Genomic DNA, 16,287 nt, shown 5'->3' on the forward strand with positions numbered 1-16,287 from the left:
GGGATTTGTTACTTTACATTATGAATAAAAAAGGGAGCGAGCGCATCTTTATTTCTTTAGGAAGTAACCAGGGAAACCGGTGGGCTCATCTGCAGCGCACGATCTTCATTTTAGAAGAAAAAGCGGGTTCTGTCTTACAGTGCTCTCCGGTTTATGAAAACCCAGCGGTGGGCTTTGACGGAGCTCCTTTTTACAACTGCTGTGTTGAACTAGAAACCGAGCTCAATCCCCAAGCCCTTTTGGAGGTTTTGTTGGAATGCGAAAAGGAAGCCGGACGACTGCGTTCGGGCCGGGGTTATAGCGATCGCCCCATTGATTTGGATCTTCTTTTTTACGGCGATCAACGGATCGAAAACGAAGCCCTGGAAGTCCCCCATCCCCGATTACATAACCGGGGTTTTGTACTTCAGCCCCTTGTCGATTTGGGCATAGGAAGCTACCACCATCCGAACTTAGAAAAGCCCGTCGCTGAACTGGCCGATAATGCCCCGGACAAAGGAGACCTGCAAGTTGTCGATGGACGTTTGTTCTGCTCTGTAACCGAGATCTTTGATCAACTAGATTACCTGGCCATTGAAGGCAATATTGGGGTCGGAAAAACCTCCCTGACCAAAAAACTAGCCGCCGATCACAACGCCAGGCTGCTGCTGGAACGCTTTGAAGACAACCCTTTTTTACCCCCTTTTTACAAGGATCCGCAGCGATATGCCTTCCCACTCGAAATGTCCTTTTTGGCCGACCGATTTCAACAACTGCAAGAACAACTGCCCCAGAGTTCCCTCTTTAGCGACCGGGTCTTTAGCGACTACCACCTGAGTAAATCCCTGCTTTTTGCACAGGTGACCCTGGAAGCCGATGAACTTCGCTTGTACAAAAAGCTCTATACCCTGATGCAGCAATCTTTGCCCCAACCTCAGCTGTATGTGTACCTGCAACAAAACACAGAACGCCTACTCGAAAACATCAAAAAGAGAGGGCGCAGCTATGAACAAGAGATCAAACCGGACTACCTCCAGCAAGTAGAAGAGGGCTACCGCTTGTTTTTGCAGCAGTACCCCGGACCTAAATTACTCATCGATGTAAGCGATTTGGATTTCATGGAAAATCCAGCGGATTACCACTACATCATTCGGGAGATCGGCGTCTTTTTATCGAAGAAATAATACCGTTTATCGATCATACAACCCAATTAAATCGATTATTTGGTCGCCGGATGATTAATCCCTTTATTGCGCGTCCTATAAACTAACTCATATTTATATGAAAAACCCCGATTGCTCCTGCAGTCGGGGTTTTTTGTACTTACTGTTGTGCGAAGCGCTTTTTGCGCACAAACTCCCAAATCGCTATACCTGCCGAAACGGAAACATTGAGGGAATGCTTGGTCCCGAATTGGGGAATCTCGGCCACTCCGTCGCACTGACTCACCACCTCCTGACTCACTCCTTTGACCTCGTGCCCAAAGACCAAAGCGTAGTTCTTTTGAGGATTGACGTCGATATCTTGAAGCGCTGACGATCCTTCCGCCTGCTCTACCGCCCAGACTTCCACGCCTTCTTGCTGTAACTTCTCCACCGCATCCAGGGTCTTTTCTTCGTATTCCCATTGCACGGTTTCGGTGGCACCCAAGGCCGTCTTGTGAATGTCTTTATGAGGGGGCTTGGCCGTAATCCCACAAAGGATGATTTTATCAATCAAAAAGGCGTCTGCCGTTCGGAAAAAAGAACCCACATTGTTCAGACTTCTCACCTGGTCCAAAACGAGTACCAAACCCGCCTTGGGGCTTTCTTTAAACTCCTCTACACTGAGCCGATCCAGCTCTTCATTTTTCAGCTTCCGCATTTTTTCCACTTTAAGAGGTAAAATATCAACATTCCCGGGCTAAGCCTTGGCTTTGTCCTATTTTAGGCAAAATTAGCTCATCATAACGATTAACGACAGCAACCTATGGCAAAGAAAGGGAAAGTGACCCCCTTGATGAAGCAATACCAAGCCATTAAGCAAAAGCATCCGGAAGCCTTGCTTTTGTTTCGGGTCGGAGATTTCTACGAAACCTTCGGACAGGATGCTGTGCGTACGGCAGAGGTCTTGGATATCGTCCTGACTCACCGCAATAACGGTGGGGATCAAACCGAGTTGGCGGGCTTTCCGCACCACGCGCTAAACACCTACCTGCCCAAGCTTGTTCGAGCTGGAGAACGGGTAGCGATTTGTGATCAATTAGAGGATCCCAAACAAACCAAGACCATCGTCAAAAGAGGCGTGACCGAATTGGTAACCCCGGGGGTCGCCCTACACGACGATATTCTGGAAAAAAAGAGCAACAACTACCTGGCCTCCCTTTTCATTGGCCGGCAAAAAACCGGACTGGCTTTACTGGACATTTCGACCGGTGAATTCCTGACGACAGAGGGTAGCCTTGGCATCATCAACAAACTCCTTCAACAGTTCGCTCCGAGTGAGATTCTGATGCCGCGGACAGATCGAAAAAAAATAGAACAAGGCGAAGTGCAATCTTCCGCCCACCCTTTTTACCTGGACGGTTGGGTTTATTCCGAGGACTACGCGCTCGAAACCCTCACCCGGCATTTTAAGACCAAAAGTCTGCAGGGTTTCGGAATACAAAACACCCATGCCGGGGTTTTGGCCGCAGGAGCGATTTTGCACTACCTCTCCGAAACCCAGCACAAGCAGTTGAGTCATATCAACCGCCTACAACCCCTTGGAGACGATCGGCACTTGTGGATGGACCGCTTTACTTTGCTCAACCTGGAACTCTTTAGCACGGCAAGAGGGGAAGGAACTCCCCTATTACAGATCATTGACCACACCCATACACCCATGGGCGGTCGAATGCTCAAACGCTGGTTGGCCTTTCCACTTACTGACCGCAGTGCCATCGAAAAACGACTGGAAGCGGTTGAACTGCTTTTCGAGGCCCAGCAAAACCTCAATGAAAGTGAGTTGTCTTTTGGAGAACTGGAAGACGCTTTAAAACAAATTGGAGACCTCGAACGCTACATGGCCAAGGTGGCCACTGCCAAGATTCAACCGAGAGAATTTTTACGTCTTGCAGAATCTTTAGCCGCTGTTCAAAAGGTTCACGAGACCTTATCTGCGGTAGAAAAAGGTCTTTTAAAAGAATTACAACCCGCACTCAAGGGTTGCCCAAAACTAGAAGAACGACTTTCGACGGCCATTGACCAGGAAGCCCCAGCTATCGCCCAAAAAGGCGGCATCTTTGCCAAAGGCTATTCTGAAGAGCTCGATGCTCTGAGAGAAAAAGGCGCCAACAGCAAAAGCTTTTTGGACGCTCTGCTCAAAAGAGAAGTAGAACGCACCGGAATCACCTCCCTAAAAATCGCTTCCAATAACGTCTTTGGGTACTATATCGAGGTGCGCAATACCCACAAAGACAAGGTACCGGAAGAGTGGATTCGCAAGCAGACCTTAGTCAATGCCGAGCGCTACATTACCGAGGAACTCAAAGAGTACGAGGTCGAAATTTTGGGGGCGGAAGAGAAGATCGCTCAGCTGGAAGAACAGCTCTACACTCAACTTATCACCTTCGCGCAACAACATATTCAGGAAGTACAGGGCTGTGCACAAGCCATCGCTCAGGTCGATGTACTCAGCAGTCACGCACGCCTGGCTTACCTGCGGAAATACAAAAAACCGGTCCTTCTGGATTCTGGAGAACTCCGAATCGCCGAGGGTCGTCACCCGGTAATTGAAACTCAATTACCTCCCGGGGAAGACTATATTGCCAATGATGTCTTGTTGGATCAGAGCGAACAACAACTCCTGGTCATTACCGGTCCCAACATGAGCGGTAAGTCCGCTCTTTTGCGCCAAACGGCCCTAATTGTGATTCTGGCCCAAATGGGGTCCTTTGTTCCGGCGGAACGCGCAGAATTGGGTATCGTTGATCGCCTCTTTACCCGAGTAGGCGCAAGCGATAACCTCTCGAAAGGAGAATCCACCTTTATGGTCGAAATGAACGAGACCGCATCCATCATGAACAACCTCTCTGATCGTAGTTTGCTTTTGATGGACGAGATTGGAAGAGGTACGAGCACCTACGATGGAATCTCCATTGCCTGGGCCATTTGCGAATACTTGCACGAGCACCCGTCCAAACCAAAAACCCTTTTTGCGACTCACTACCACGAGCTCAATGAACTCACCCACCGTTTTGATCGCATCAAAAACTTCAATGTGGCGGTAGAGGAACTAAAAGACAAGGTGCTCTTCTTGCGTAAACTGGTTCCCGGAGGCAGCGCCCACAGTTTTGGTATACACGTGGCCCGAATGGCCGGAATGCCATCGACCATTGTAAAACGTGCAGACAAGTTGCTCATTCAAATGGAAAGTTCCCCGGAGAAGAAAGAAACTCCTATGAGTCAGGTCGCCGAAGAAGAAATGCAACTCAGCTTCTTTCAACTCGATGATCCCTTGTTGGAAGAGATCAAAGAAGAAATATTGGACCTCAATATCGACAACCTCACCCCGGTGGAGGCCTTGATGAAACTCAACGAGATAAAACGCCTGCTAAGCCGCTCCAACAAAGCGATCTCGTAAGGTTCAAGCCCGAAAACCGAAACAGAATTTCAAGGAATATTCCTTTGTTATTCTTTCTGTTTTATAGAATTATATTAAATTTGCTCCCCGCTCTAAAGAAGACGGGTTAAGCGTAGCTTTTTAGAGTAGGGAAACCTGAATAATGCGAAAATAGCTCAGTTGGTAGAGCATCACCTTGCCAAGGTGGAGGTCGCGGGTTCGAATCCCGTTTTTCGCTCAAAAAACGCTGCTGGTCAGCGTTTTTGTTGATAGTCCAGCCTCCGCAGTACCCCTGTGGAGGATCCGCTCGGATGGTGGAATTGGTAGACACGTTGGACTTAAAATCCAATGGCCATTGTGGCCGTGCGGGTTCAAGTCCCGCTCCGAGTACGAATGAAAAGAAAAGTCAGAGTTTACGCTCTGACTTTTTCGTTTCTATAGACTTTGCCAAACTTGTTTGAGTAAAGGATTAGGAACGAAAAAAAGGGCCACCGGCCTGGCTTTTATTTTCTCACCACGTTCGGCCGGGACTCTGCGAAGCGAATTCCCGCTCTTCTATTTTCTATTCTAAATGAGTGCCCCCCCCCTTTCAGGAGAGTCTTAAACGTTTAAAAGACGGCTCGTATGAGCCCTATTAAGGATCTTGCCAAAAAACAAATAATGGAAAGACCCATAGTCACGTTTACCAAAACCACACATAGGGGTACGATGGTCCTTATAATCAGTTTTAAGTATGATCATGAGCTTAAGGAGTATATAAAGAAATTCAACGGCATTACTTGGAGCAGCTCCCTGGGATGTTTTCACATACCCTTCAGCAAAGAGGTTACCAATACCCTTTTTAAATACTTGAGACGCAAAGGATACTTTATTGATTACTCGGCGCTAAAACCTAAAAAAGCATCCTATTCCACCCATTACCAGGTGCAAAAAGCCGCTCTTGGTTCTGAGATAGCAGATGAGGTTAAAATGGACATCAACTCATTAAAAAAATGGATGGCCCAGAAAAGATACAGTATGAATACCATCAACACTTATGAAAGCATGCTTTTGGTGTTTTTTCGTTTTATGTATCCGAAGAAATCGAATGACATCAATGAAAAAGATGTTATAGCCTTTAATGCCGATTATATTCTGGCCAATGGATTTTCTTATACTTATCAAAACCAAGCGATAAACGCCCTTAAACTCTTCTTTAGACATTTAGACGCAGGACACACACTACCTCACCAGATAGAACGACCTAAAAAATCAAAGAAATTACCAGAAGTCCTAAGTATTGATGAGGTAAAGTCAATATTAGAAAACACGACAAATCTTAAACACAAGACCCTGTTAAGCCTTCTTTATTCCTGTGGCTTAAGAATTGGTGAAGCCTTAAAACTATCGATTAGAGACATTGATCTTAACAGAAGGTTTATGCATGTAAAATCTGCTAAAGGGGCTAAGGACCGGTATGTTCCGGTACCCACCCAAATGATCATCCTACTCAATCGATACATGAACAGTTACAAACCAGGGCACTATGTGTTTGAGGGGCAAAAAGGTGGTCGTTATACCGATGTAAGCGCAAGACAAGTTTTAAAGCGATCAATAGAAAAGGCCGGAATCAAAAAGAATGTAACCCTGCATACTTTAAGGCATAGCCATGCCACTCACCTATTAGAAAATGGTACGGATCTAAGATTTATTCAAGAACTTCTGGGCCACAGTAGTCCCAAAACAACCATGATTTACACACATGTGAGCACCACTAGTTTGGATAAAATAAAAAACCCCTTTGATGATTTTGAGCTATAAAATAAAGAGCAACCTTTTTCATCGGTTATATTCCTATTTTAGAAGTGTATAGATGTGTTTTACATTTATATAAACAAGTTGGCAACCATTTAAAAAGAGAAAATGAAACACATCCTAACAATTTTCGGACTTCTATTCTGTGCGATAGTTTTTGGACAGACAGATAGTAATATATGGTCTGACACTGATACCATTTCGACAGAACTGTACGAATTTCAAGTTCCAACAAAATGGAGAAACTTTGGAAAAATGATGGGTGGAGGACAAGGACCAGAACAATTTTTCGAAGCGAGTGGACAGGGACTCCCAATAAGTTATAATGGAGGACCTGTAAAAGTTTCTGTTTTTCTTGTAAAGATGGATCAATCAAAGAATCTCAAGAGTGCAAAAGAAAGTGTAATAAGTGGCTACTTTGAAAACCCAGACAGAGTTTTTAAAAAGGATAAAGATTACCAAGAAGAAAGCTTTATTCTTTCGGATAAAAACGAAGCCATTTTGCTAAACACAAGATTTTACAGGAAATCAAAAGGACTAAATCAAAGTCGCTTTGATTTGGCGACTTACTCTAAAAAACATAAGACTGCATATATGTTTACAGTTTCTATTCAATACGTTGACGACACTTATGATTTCGAGACTGAAAATGACCTGAAAGATTATGCGAAAAAACTGTATTCAACCTTTATGTGGAACTAAAAAACGATTTGCCAACATGGTGTATAGTGCATACCCTTCGGGATACGCACCATACACAAACCGTTGTAGCCAATTTGAGAAATGAGCAATAAAGGAAAAAGACATAACAAAAGGTGGCTGATTTCACGACTTAAAACTTCTGGAAGTAAAAGACGATATGTGAATGATGGTGACTACTCGGATACCCGAAACACGAAAAAGAATAAGAATACGAACTGGGACGAATTGCCAACCTTTGAGGGCATGGGACAAAGTTTTAAATTCTTTAATAGTAAAATAAATTATGGATTACTTATTCGATTCTTAAGAGGTAAAAATGGTTCCAATTGGAATGATGTACAAAAAGAAGTTTCGGAAAGAATACCAAGTAACTTAAGCGAGTATAAGGATTGTTTAAAATGGTTTGTTGCCGATTTAATCGAAAAACGGGAAGACGGACTTTGGGATAAAAGAGAACAGAAATATTTACTCCTTAATCCCAATGAACCATATGATTGGAACATACATATCTCTAAAGAGTTTTATGTTGACCCTGACTCAAATGAATTAGTCAAAATTGCGGATTTTCCTTCCAATAGAAAAACCAAAGGAATGAGTAGTGAAGAATTGCGGAAATTCAGAGAGACTGAAAAGAATTTGAAATTAAAAGAAAAGCAATTCAAAATATTGGAACAGAAAAAAGTTGAACGAGAAGTTGAAGTAATTTTAAAAAACAAAGAAGAATAAAAACTGTCTACAACAAGGTGTAAAAATGCATTAAAACGCATTTTACATTAAACGTTATGGCCAAGCAAAAACAACAATGAGAATGACATACATACTTTCAATTTTAATTTTCTTCAGTTGTGGACAACCAATTGTGACTGAAAACGAATCTGAAGTGACAAGCATTTCAGAAGTTACTCAAAATGGTCAATTAAGAACGGGATGGTATTTCTTAAGCGATAAGGATAATGGAATTGAAAAGACCCTTAACGGAACTAAAGAAATCTACTATTTGAACCCTTCGCCAATCGTGACAGCTGACAACTTCACTGAACTCGAGATTTACCAAAGCAATTATGGCGATTACGGTATGACAATTCGACTTGACAAAAAAGGGACTAAACAATGGAGCATTGCAACAGGCAAATCAATTGGAAAAAAATTAGCCTTGGTTATTGACAATGAATTGTACTTCTTGCCTCAAGTAAACGCCCAAATTGATGTTGGTATAACTGCTTTAAATCGTGGTGACTTGTCAGAAACAGAGTTGAAGGCGATTAAAAATATAATTGAAAAAGAGAAAAAATAAAAAAGGCCAGGCCATAACAATGGCTAAAAAACATAGACCTAACCAAACAAACCGTTTCTACGCTTTTTAGCCGGAACGTTGTAGCCAATGTGAAAAAACGAACGTGAATGAACAAAACAATATTTGAGATTACCAAAATGGACTGTCCTTCGGAAGAGAATCTAATCCGAATGAAATTGGACGGAATTTCGAGTATTGAAAATTTGGACTTTGATATTCCAAACCGAAAACTGACCGTTTTTCATAACGGAGAAATTGACCAAATCGAACAGTCAGTTCTGGAATTGAATTTGGGCGGTAAGAAAATCTCGACAGAACAAACTGACCAAACGGAATTTAAGGAAACTACAAACCAGAAAAAACTACTCTGGACAGTACTTGCAATAAACTTCGCCTTTTTCCTAATCGAGATGACAACAGGACTCATTTCAAAATCAATGGGATTGGTGGCTGACAGTTTGGATATGCTTGCCGACAGTTTCGTTTACGGCATTAGCTTGTTTGCAGTTGGCGGAACCTTGATTAGAAAAAAACGGATTGCCAAGATTGCAGGATATTTCCAAATAACACTTGCGATTGTCGGATTTGTAGAAGTGTTGAGAAGATTTTTAGGAGCGGAAAAACTACCTGATTTCTCGACAATGATAATCGTTTCGATTTTCGCCCTTATTGCAAACGGAATTTGTTTGTATTTACTTCAAAAGTCAAAAAGTAAAGAAGAAGCTCATATGAAAGCAAGCATGATTTTCACTTCAAATGACGTGATCATCAATTCAGGTGTAATTACGGCTGGTGTTTTGGTCAATTGGTTGAATTCAAATAAACCTGATTTGATTATCGGAACAATCGTTTTTGGATTAGTAATTCAAGGCGCAATAAGAATATTAAAACTTGGAAAATAAAAACACTGGCTACAACACTGTATATAGCAAATAGGGCGTTCGGTGGTTAACGAAAGCTCAGTGCTACTTACAAACACCGCCAAATCGTTGATTTGGCTTTTAAAATGGATAAAATAAAAACAAAATACAACGCTTTGGCTCAGTGTAAACTTGAAAGGTTAGTCCTTTCTACTGCCCTACTTGCCATATACTAACCGTTGTGCTTCATACAAGAAAAATGTATATACCAAAACACTATAATGGAAAAGATAAGCAAGAATCGATCGCTTTTATGAAGCGATTCAATTTTGGAACGATTATTACCTCAATCGACAATATACCTTTTGCAACTCATCTTCCCTTTATCATTGCTGAAAGAGATAATGAAATAATTATATCATCTCACTTTTCAAAAGCCAATGAGCATTGGAAACATATAGAATCCAATGAAAGTCTAATAATTTTCTCCGAGCCACACGCTTATATCTCTCCAAAGAATTATGTAAAACAAGAAAATGTTCCAACCTGGAATTATATTTCCGTGCATGCATATGGCAAGGCAAAAATTAAAGGCAATCCAAAAGAAGTTACTGAAATGTTAGAGCATATGATGGATGACTTTGATCCCGATTACAAAAAACAATGGAATTCGATTTCAGATGATTACAAAACGAGAATGGCTAAAGGAATTGTAGCTTTTGAGGTTCAAGTCTCTAAGCTACAGTCTAAAGAAAAGCTTAGTCAAAATAAGATGGAAACGGAAAGAAAATCAATAATCAAATCATTGTCAAAAAGTAAGACAACTAATGAGAAAATAATTAGTGAATACATGAAATTGAATGAACTAAACACAACAAAACCTAAACTGCATTGAAACGCAGTTTAGCCGAAACGTTGGCAATAATTAAAAGAAACTGAAAATCTAAAATAATAAGCCTGCTAAAAAATGAAATACTTCTCTGCAAATCTATACGTAAAAATGCTTAACTGTGCCATTGCAGAGGGGATGGATAAAAATGAGTTCGAGAAACTACAAACACCCTTGAGTAAGATTAACGAAATTCAAGCGGTGCCAGCCGAAGAGTTTTTTGAATTGCACGAATGGCTAGATAACGAACTTGGGCCTGGCTTTGGTGTAAGGGTTGGCCAGCAGATGAAAATTGAAGACTACGGTGTACTGGGATTATCGTGGCGAACTTGCTCGTGGGCTGGTGAAATCTTTGAACGTAGTGAACGCTACTTCAAACTTTTGTCTGACACCTTTATGTGGCAAATTGTTGAATCCAATGGTATTTCGGAAGTGAGGCTTAATAGAGAGACGCATCGAAGGGGTTTAGAGTTATCTACCGAAGCCAGTCTTTCAGCAACGGTTGTGGTAATGCAAGCTGTAACCGAGAAGAACATTCGCCCCATTCAGGTCTCCTTTAAACATGGCCCACCAAGCAATATGGAGCATCACAATAAGGCTTTTCAATGCGAAATTCTGTTTAACCAAGAGCATTATTCGATTTCTTACAGAACCAAAGATTTACATTCCAGAACAGCAAAAGCTGATAAAAGCATCAATCGGTTCTTAGTAGAACGCGTGCAAGAAGAAACTGAGAACTTAGAAATAGCTGGTAACAAATTGGTTTTTGAATTGAACGAAATCATTACGGATGCTCTTCCAAGTGGAATTCCGAGTGTTGACCATGTGGCCGAACTCATAGGAATGAGTAGGAGAACGCTAACCCGAAGACTTTCTGAAGCTGGATTTACCTTTAGAAATTTGGTTAAAGCCAAACAACAAGAAATTGCAAAAACTTTATTACACGACAATTCGCGCAGTATAGCCGAAATTGCTTTTGAAACAGGTTTTTCAGAGCAGAGTGCATTTAATCGCGCCTTCAAAAGCTGGACTGGACTTTCTCCCTTGCAATATCGAAAAAACTAGCCCGTTCTTCCTTTGTGAAGGAAATCAAATGAGCTCAATAAGGATATATACTTTCTAATTGTTACCAAACTTGATATAACTAAGTCAAACCCCTTCCTAGAAATTTTCATAAAATCACATTCCCCCTTCTCAGTGGGGAGGATTTTAACACACCCCTATTCCGATCGGAATAGAATAACGAATTCTTCTCTAAGTATTTCACAACGAAGAAATTGAAGTATAAAAATTCCGAAGCAGTCTCCAATTTTTATTGAAATTGCTTTGTTCTGCTTTACCATTCTCGCCAAGACAATGGACTTAATTATACCTAGCATAAGTGCATTTATTTTTACACGCTTGGCTCAAAGTATCAAAACATTGGCGTTTTCAGTCAAGTTCTAGAGCTGCGTAATCTTCACTTTTACATCATAATTTAAAACAAGGATAAAATGAACTACAGTTACAAGCTTCTTTTAGACTATGTCTTTCTATTATTTCTGTATAGCTATCAACGAGAAGATCGTTTTTCAGTATCGAATGTCAGACAGACTCAACAGATAGAATCAAGATCTAAATCCACTGAGGTTTCGGCTTTCAGTGGCGTTTCAAAACCACATCTCATCCAGGCTTTTTTCAATTAATCCCCCTCAAATCATGGAAATTTCATTCAAAGCAATCAGCATATTTCTAGCAATTATTCTTACCGGCCTGTCGGCAGGGCTGTTTTATGGTTGGCAAGTATCTGTAATTCCAGGCACCAAAAAGATACTTGATATTTACTACTTAGAAACCATGCAGTCGATAAACAGAGCCATCTTGAATCCTGCCTTTTTTGCCAGCTTTTTCGGAAGTCTCATTTTTCTAGTGCTAGCAAGTATTGTGCATTACGGCACTAATACTAGTGTTTTTGTACTACTTGTTGCCTCCACAATCATTTATCTCATAGGTACGTTTGGTGTTACTGCTTTTGGCAATGTACCGCTTAACAATCAACTCGACGCACTTTCGCTGTCAGAACTAAATATCAACGAGTTAAAGGACTTTCGGCTTGAGTATGAACTAAAGTGGAACAAGCTGCACTTGATTCGGTCAGTTTTTGGAGTACTGTCCTTTTCATTGGCACTTCTAGCGCTCTTTTTTCAACATAAATAATCACTCAACCCCTGTATTTATTCATTATTAAAAATATAAAAATCATGGCATATTTTAGCTATTTAGACGAGAACTCAGACATTACAGACATCACCTTTCATGATCGCCTGCGCTTGGGACCACTAGATAAAGCCTCACAAGCAATTATGCGAGGCAAATCAGAATTTACTGAAGCAGAACGCGAAATCATGGCAGCCTATGTATCAGGCCTCAACGCGTGTTCCTTTTGCTTGGGGTCGCATACTGCTGTCGCAGAACTATTTGGCATTGATCCTTCGCTCATAGAGCAATTGGTAGAAGATGTGGAAACAGCACCTATTGACGAAAAATTAAAACCTGTTTTCCAGTATTTAAAAAAGCTGACGCTTTCACCAAGTAAAATCTGGGAGCAAGATGTAGAAAAGGTAATTAAGGTTGGGTGGAGTGAAGAAGCGCTACATCAAGCTATCGTGGTAGGTTGCCTATTCAATTTTTACAATCGATTGCTCGATGGACATGGCGTAAAAGGAAACAAAGCCATTTACAAGTTTGGTGGTAATCACCTCTTTAAAAATGGGTACGGAGTGCCTTGGTTCATAGGCCTTATCAAGAATGTAATCAAGAAAAGTAAACTCAAAAAGCTGCAAGAGTTCGAAGAGGCAGCATAATTCTTTACACATATTAATTCAAAACAAAATGAAAAAGAACATTTTAGTAATTGGGGGCACTGGAAAAACAGGTCGCCTTGTAGTAGAAAATCTGACCAAACAAGGACACAATGTTCGTTTGGGAACAAGAAAAAATTCTCCAACTTTTGATTGGGATAAACCTGAAACCTTTGCCGAAGCTCTCCAAGGAATGGATAGAGCCTACATTGTATACTATCCTGATTTGGCTATACCTGGAGCAAAAGAGTCTATTCAAGCTTTGGCCAATACAGCTTTGTTAGCTGGATTAGAAAAAGTGGTATTGCTTTCTGGTAAAGGAGAAAAAGAGGCCGAAGCCTGTGAGCAAATAATTGCCAAATCAGGACTTAACTACACCTTGGTTAGAGCTTCTTGGTTTAACCAAAACTTCAGTGAAGGAGCCTTTACAGGTTATATCATGTCTGGAGTATTGGCCTTACCTATGCCAGAAGCTAAAATTCCATATACCGACACCAAAGATATTGCCGATATAGTTTCAAAAGTATTGCTAGATGATAGCTATAATGGACAAACCATAACCGTAACTGGCCCTGCTAAATTGACCTTCAGAGAAGTAGCAGAAATCATTTCTAAGGCTATAGGTAGGAAAATTCAATACCAGCCCATTTCAATGGCCGAATTCAAATCTAGCTTGGAAGCTGCACGACTTCCTGAACCCGTTATTTGGCTCTTGACTTACTTGTTTACCGAAGTATTGGGACATTCAGAAAATCAGACCATTTCTCATGACGTTGAGAAAATTCTGGGTCGCTATCCCATCACTTTCGAAGAATACGCTAAAGAAGTATCTGCCATTGGTACTTGGAATCAAATTGAAGCTGGAATATAATTCAAAAATGGCTGCTCAACAAATTGAGTAGTCATTATACTTTTTCCATAAAATCATGCAGAAATATTATACATACCTTATCATTTTGCTCATGCTTACATTGATAATGAGTTTTAGCAAACTTGAAATCGTTGCAGACCGATACACTGGCTTAAGCCCTTTGCCATTTTCTGCATCTGCACCAAAAGACAATCCTATTACAGATGAAAAAATAGAGTTAGGCAAACTGCTTTTTTTTGACCCCATTTTATCGGGAAACAACAAGATTTCCTGTTCCTCCTGTCACTCACCTGAAAAAGGATTTACGGATGGCTTAGATAGGTCAGCTGGTTTTTTGGATGGAACAAAAACCAAGCGAAATGCTCCCACGATCTTGAACGCGGCATTTAATGGATTGGATACTGATGGAAATATGAATCCAACACACAGCCCTCAATTTTACGACAATAGAGCAATGAGTCTCGAAGAACAATGCATGGGACCACTGCTTAGTCCTGATGAAATGAAAGGCCCAGAATTATCTGCGCAGGAATACATAGCTGTGCTAGAAGAAAAAGTGTCAAATATTTCAGCTTATCGCATGCTGTTTTACCAGGCTTTTAACGATTCAGTAATTTCAATTGAAAATATCGCTAAGGCAATCGCCACATACGAGCGTACGCTTATAACTCCAAATTCGCCTTTTGACAGCTACATGAGAGGAGATGAAAACGCTATGTCGGCTATTCAAGTTAGGGGAATGGAAGCTTTTGTTTCCAGGGGATGTGTCAGTTGTCATTCTGGACCAATGTTTAGTGACTACAAATTGCATGTGTTGGGAGTGGAGGCTCATCCCGGTGTATATCCTTATGACAAGGGAGATGGAAACTATGCGTTTAGAACAACAACATTACGCAACTTAAACTATACCGCACCTTATATGCACAATGGCATGCATCAAACCATTGAAGAGGTAATGCACTTTTACGAGCGTAAGCAAAGCCGACATCAACAAGTACCAAACAGAGCGTTGGCTCCAGAATTCAAAGACTTAAAATTGAATCCCCTTACACGATCTAAGGTGGATGACATTATTGCGTTTTTAGAAGCATTAAACGATCCCGATTTCGATCAAACCATTCCTGATAGTGTTCCAAGCGGGTTACCCTTCTAGTTAATTACAAAAAAAATATTTTGAAGAATACTAACTAAAAATAGCCTGTACTTCAAAAAAACGAGACTAGATATGAGAAAAATAATTGGTTTTAAAACTGCAATCCTTGCGAGCTTATTCATTCTAGGAATGCTTGCTATATTTCATACTGCTATAGTAATTGGGATACTATTTTTTGACTATGTACCGATAGATTTTTTGTGGGGAGGACAAATAAAAACAGAAGCACAATTATTAAATTTTGAAATTGTTTCATTGCTAACTACAGTCATTTTTGTTTTTCTTTTATTCATACGATCAAAATGGCTAAATCTACCCAAATTATTGGGTGTCACAAGAGTTGCAATGTGGGTGTTATTTATCTTTTTTTCATTAAATACAATTGGGAACGTACTGGCGATAACTACGCTTGAAAGAATGGTTGCAATTGTCTCCGGAGTGTTAGCTCTTCTTTTTTTGAGGATTGCCATAGAAAAAAAGGGTGATAACGTTTTAAAAACAAATCAGCCATAAAAATTGAAAAACAGCAACTCTTTAAATAGATTCACATGAAAGCATGAAAATGCATTTTAAAATAGAATAAAAAACTATTGCCAACATTGTGTATGAGCAATAGCAGGTTAAGTATTAATTTGAAACAAAGAAACTTTAAATTAAGATCAGTACTAACTGACAATTTGGTGGTTTGAAATCCGCTACTGCTCATACACGAAATCGTTATGCTTAATAAGGAAGAGCCTATGGAAGTAAGGTTAGGTAAAGAGCTAGACGTTTGTCAAATTTTAGACATTCAGAAATACTGGCTGAATCAAAAACCAGATAACAAAGAAGGCTTTCTATTTGGAGAACCCTACACATATAATGATCTGATCGAATTAGTCTTACTTAAACAACTAGCGGTCGCCACTGTTGAAAATATAGTTTATGGGTACTTCCTATTTGATGATTATTCGAAAAACAGCACCACATCTAGTTATTTAGTCTTCATTCAAGATTTAATAAATAAAAAGCAACTCAATAAATTTGAAAAAATTTGCCCTCGAGCACAAATTGCAATTCACAAATCGCATTTAGGACTAAATATTTCAAAAAAACTAACGCTATTTCTAATTGATCAGTGTAAAGATAGGTTTGACACCATTTTTTCTGCGGTATCTAAAAAGAATAAGAAAATCAATGAACACATTACAAACGGATGGATAGTTGTAGGAGAAAATGACGATTTGTATTTTGTAACAATGAGATTAAATACTAAGCATAACACCAACTAAAAGCCACGGGCTGAACAACCACATCCGAAAAGCCCGCGTCTCCTAGTTGAGAA

At 40.4% G+C, this 16,287-nt stretch carries 16 protein-coding genes and 2 tRNA genes; 17 read left to right on the plus strand and 1 reads right to left on the minus strand.

Going from position 1 to position 16,287, the window contains the following annotated elements; all coding sequences use genetic code 11:
- The first annotated feature begins 20 nt into the window (after positions 1–20).
- Positions 21–1,163, plus strand: coding sequence for a 2-amino-4-hydroxy-6-hydroxymethyldihydropteridine diphosphokinase (folK, locus tag BST99_RS08550; protein WP_105001426.1), 1,143 nt, complete (start codon positions 21–23; stop codon positions 1,161–1,163).
- Positions 1,164–1,302: 139 nt separating this feature from the next.
- Here the strand turns inward: folK and BST99_RS08555 are convergent, their stop codons facing one another.
- Complete coding sequence (locus BST99_RS08555; RefSeq protein ID WP_105001427.1) at positions 1,303–1,842, minus strand: RNA methyltransferase; 540 nt, start codon at positions 1,840–1,842, stop codon at positions 1,303–1,305.
- A 105-nt stretch (positions 1,843–1,947) separates the two neighbouring features.
- On the opposite strand from BST99_RS08555, the gene mutS reads away from it, so the two are divergent.
- The 16 genes from mutS (at position 1,948) to BST99_RS08635 (ending at position 16,234) form a co-directional block, all read left to right on the plus strand.
- Entirely contained in the window at positions 1,948–4,581 is a 2,634-nt protein-coding gene (gene mutS / locus BST99_RS08560; RefSeq protein ID WP_105001428.1) for a DNA mismatch repair protein MutS, read from the plus strand.
- Positions 4,582–4,725: 144 nt separating this feature from the next.
- Positions 4,726–4,798 (plus strand) — tRNA-Gly (locus BST99_RS08565).
- A gap of 67 nt (positions 4,799–4,865) precedes the next feature.
- Positions 4,866–4,950 (plus strand) — tRNA-Leu (locus tag BST99_RS08570).
- A 234-nt stretch (positions 4,951–5,184) separates the two neighbouring features.
- Positions 5,185–6,360 carry a site-specific tyrosine recombinase/integron integrase gene (gene xerA, locus BST99_RS08575; protein WP_105001429.1) on the plus strand — a complete coding sequence of 392 codons (1,176 nt, stop codon included), beginning with the start codon at positions 5,185–5,187 and terminating at the stop codon, positions 6,358–6,360.
- Positions 6,361–6,462: 102 nt separating this feature from the next.
- Complete coding sequence (locus BST99_RS08580; RefSeq protein ID WP_105001430.1) at positions 6,463–7,056, plus strand: hypothetical protein; 594 nt, start codon at positions 6,463–6,465, stop codon at positions 7,054–7,056.
- 81 nt (positions 7,057–7,137) lie between these two features.
- Positions 7,138–7,782, plus strand: coding sequence for a hypothetical protein (locus BST99_RS08585; protein WP_105001431.1), 645 nt, complete (start codon positions 7,138–7,140; stop codon positions 7,780–7,782).
- A gap of 82 nt (positions 7,783–7,864) precedes the next feature.
- Positions 7,865–8,350, plus strand: coding sequence for a SecDF P1 head subdomain-containing protein (locus tag BST99_RS08590; protein WP_146106248.1), 486 nt, complete (start codon positions 7,865–7,867; stop codon positions 8,348–8,350).
- A 107-nt stretch (positions 8,351–8,457) separates the two neighbouring features.
- On the plus strand, positions 8,458–9,252 hold the full coding sequence (locus BST99_RS08595; protein WP_105001433.1) for a cation transporter: 795 nt from the start codon (positions 8,458–8,460) through the stop codon (positions 9,250–9,252).
- A 217-nt stretch (positions 9,253–9,469) separates the two neighbouring features.
- The gene (locus tag BST99_RS08600) at positions 9,470–10,105 is read left to right on the plus strand and encodes an FMN-binding negative transcriptional regulator (protein WP_105001434.1); all 636 of its coding nucleotides are present in this window, start codon (positions 9,470–9,472) and stop codon (positions 10,103–10,105) included.
- Between the two features lie 72 nt (positions 10,106–10,177).
- Positions 10,178–11,164, plus strand: a complete 987-nt coding sequence (locus tag BST99_RS08605; protein ID WP_105001435.1) for an AraC family transcriptional regulator — start codon at positions 10,178–10,180, stop codon at positions 11,162–11,164.
- A 633-nt stretch (positions 11,165–11,797) separates the two neighbouring features.
- Complete coding sequence (locus tag BST99_RS08610; protein WP_105001436.1) at positions 11,798–12,295, plus strand: anthrone oxygenase family protein; 498 nt, start codon at positions 11,798–11,800, stop codon at positions 12,293–12,295.
- A gap of 44 nt (positions 12,296–12,339) precedes the next feature.
- Entirely contained in the window at positions 12,340–12,942 is a 603-nt protein-coding gene (locus BST99_RS08615) for a carboxymuconolactone decarboxylase family protein (protein ID WP_105001437.1), read from the plus strand.
- A gap of 28 nt (positions 12,943–12,970) precedes the next feature.
- Complete coding sequence (locus BST99_RS08620; RefSeq protein ID WP_105001438.1) at positions 12,971–13,810, plus strand: NmrA family NAD(P)-binding protein; 840 nt, start codon at positions 12,971–12,973, stop codon at positions 13,808–13,810.
- A 55-nt stretch (positions 13,811–13,865) separates the two neighbouring features.
- Positions 13,866–14,963 (plus strand): cytochrome-c peroxidase, encoded by a 1,098-nt coding sequence (locus BST99_RS08625; protein WP_105001439.1) that lies wholly within the window; start codon positions 13,866–13,868, stop codon positions 14,961–14,963.
- Between the two features lie 72 nt (positions 14,964–15,035).
- Positions 15,036–15,476 carry a hypothetical protein gene (locus tag BST99_RS08630; RefSeq protein WP_105001440.1) on the plus strand — a complete coding sequence of 147 codons (441 nt, stop codon included), beginning with the start codon at positions 15,036–15,038 and terminating at the stop codon, positions 15,474–15,476.
- Positions 15,477–15,682: 206 nt separating this feature from the next.
- Positions 15,683–16,234 (plus strand): hypothetical protein, encoded by a 552-nt coding sequence (locus tag BST99_RS08635; RefSeq protein ID WP_105001441.1) that lies wholly within the window; start codon positions 15,683–15,685, stop codon positions 16,232–16,234.
- The last annotated feature ends 53 nt before the right edge of the window (positions 16,235–16,287 follow it).

The sequence above is a fragment of the Aureicoccus marinus genome (assembly GCF_002954325.1).
GTDB classification, from domain to species: Bacteria; Bacteroidota; Bacteroidia; order Flavobacteriales; family Flavobacteriaceae; genus Aureicoccus; species Aureicoccus marinus.

Coding starts and splice junctions, on each gene's coding strand:
- folK (WP_105001426.1), top strand. CDS start 21: ATGAATAAAAAAGGGAGCGAGCGCATCTTTATTTCTTTAGGAAGTAAC.
- BST99_RS08555 (WP_105001427.1), bottom strand. CDS start 1,842: ATGCGGAAGCTGAAAAATGAAGAGCTGGATCGGCTCAGTGTAGAGGAG.
- mutS (WP_105001428.1), top strand. CDS start 1,948: ATGGCAAAGAAAGGGAAAGTGACCCCCTTGATGAAGCAATACCAAGCC.
- xerA (WP_105001429.1), top strand. CDS start 5,185: ATGAGCCCTATTAAGGATCTTGCCAAAAAACAAATAATGGAAAGACCC.
- BST99_RS08580 (WP_105001430.1), top strand. CDS start 6,463: ATGAAACACATCCTAACAATTTTCGGACTTCTATTCTGTGCGATAGTT.
- BST99_RS08585 (WP_105001431.1), top strand. CDS start 7,138: ATGAGCAATAAAGGAAAAAGACATAACAAAAGGTGGCTGATTTCACGA.
- BST99_RS08590 (WP_146106248.1), top strand. CDS start 7,865: ATGACATACATACTTTCAATTTTAATTTTCTTCAGTTGTGGACAACCA.
- BST99_RS08595 (WP_105001433.1), top strand. CDS start 8,458: ATGAACAAAACAATATTTGAGATTACCAAAATGGACTGTCCTTCGGAA.
- BST99_RS08600 (WP_105001434.1), top strand. CDS start 9,470: ATGTATATACCAAAACACTATAATGGAAAAGATAAGCAAGAATCGATC.
- BST99_RS08605 (WP_105001435.1), top strand. CDS start 10,178: ATGAAATACTTCTCTGCAAATCTATACGTAAAAATGCTTAACTGTGCC.
- BST99_RS08610 (WP_105001436.1), top strand. CDS start 11,798: ATGGAAATTTCATTCAAAGCAATCAGCATATTTCTAGCAATTATTCTT.
- BST99_RS08615 (WP_105001437.1), top strand. CDS start 12,340: ATGGCATATTTTAGCTATTTAGACGAGAACTCAGACATTACAGACATC.
- BST99_RS08620 (WP_105001438.1), top strand. CDS start 12,971: ATGAAAAAGAACATTTTAGTAATTGGGGGCACTGGAAAAACAGGTCGC.
- BST99_RS08625 (WP_105001439.1), top strand. CDS start 13,866: ATGCAGAAATATTATACATACCTTATCATTTTGCTCATGCTTACATTG.
- BST99_RS08630 (WP_105001440.1), top strand. CDS start 15,036: ATGAGAAAAATAATTGGTTTTAAAACTGCAATCCTTGCGAGCTTATTC.
- BST99_RS08635 (WP_105001441.1), top strand. CDS start 15,683: ATGCTTAATAAGGAAGAGCCTATGGAAGTAAGGTTAGGTAAAGAGCTA.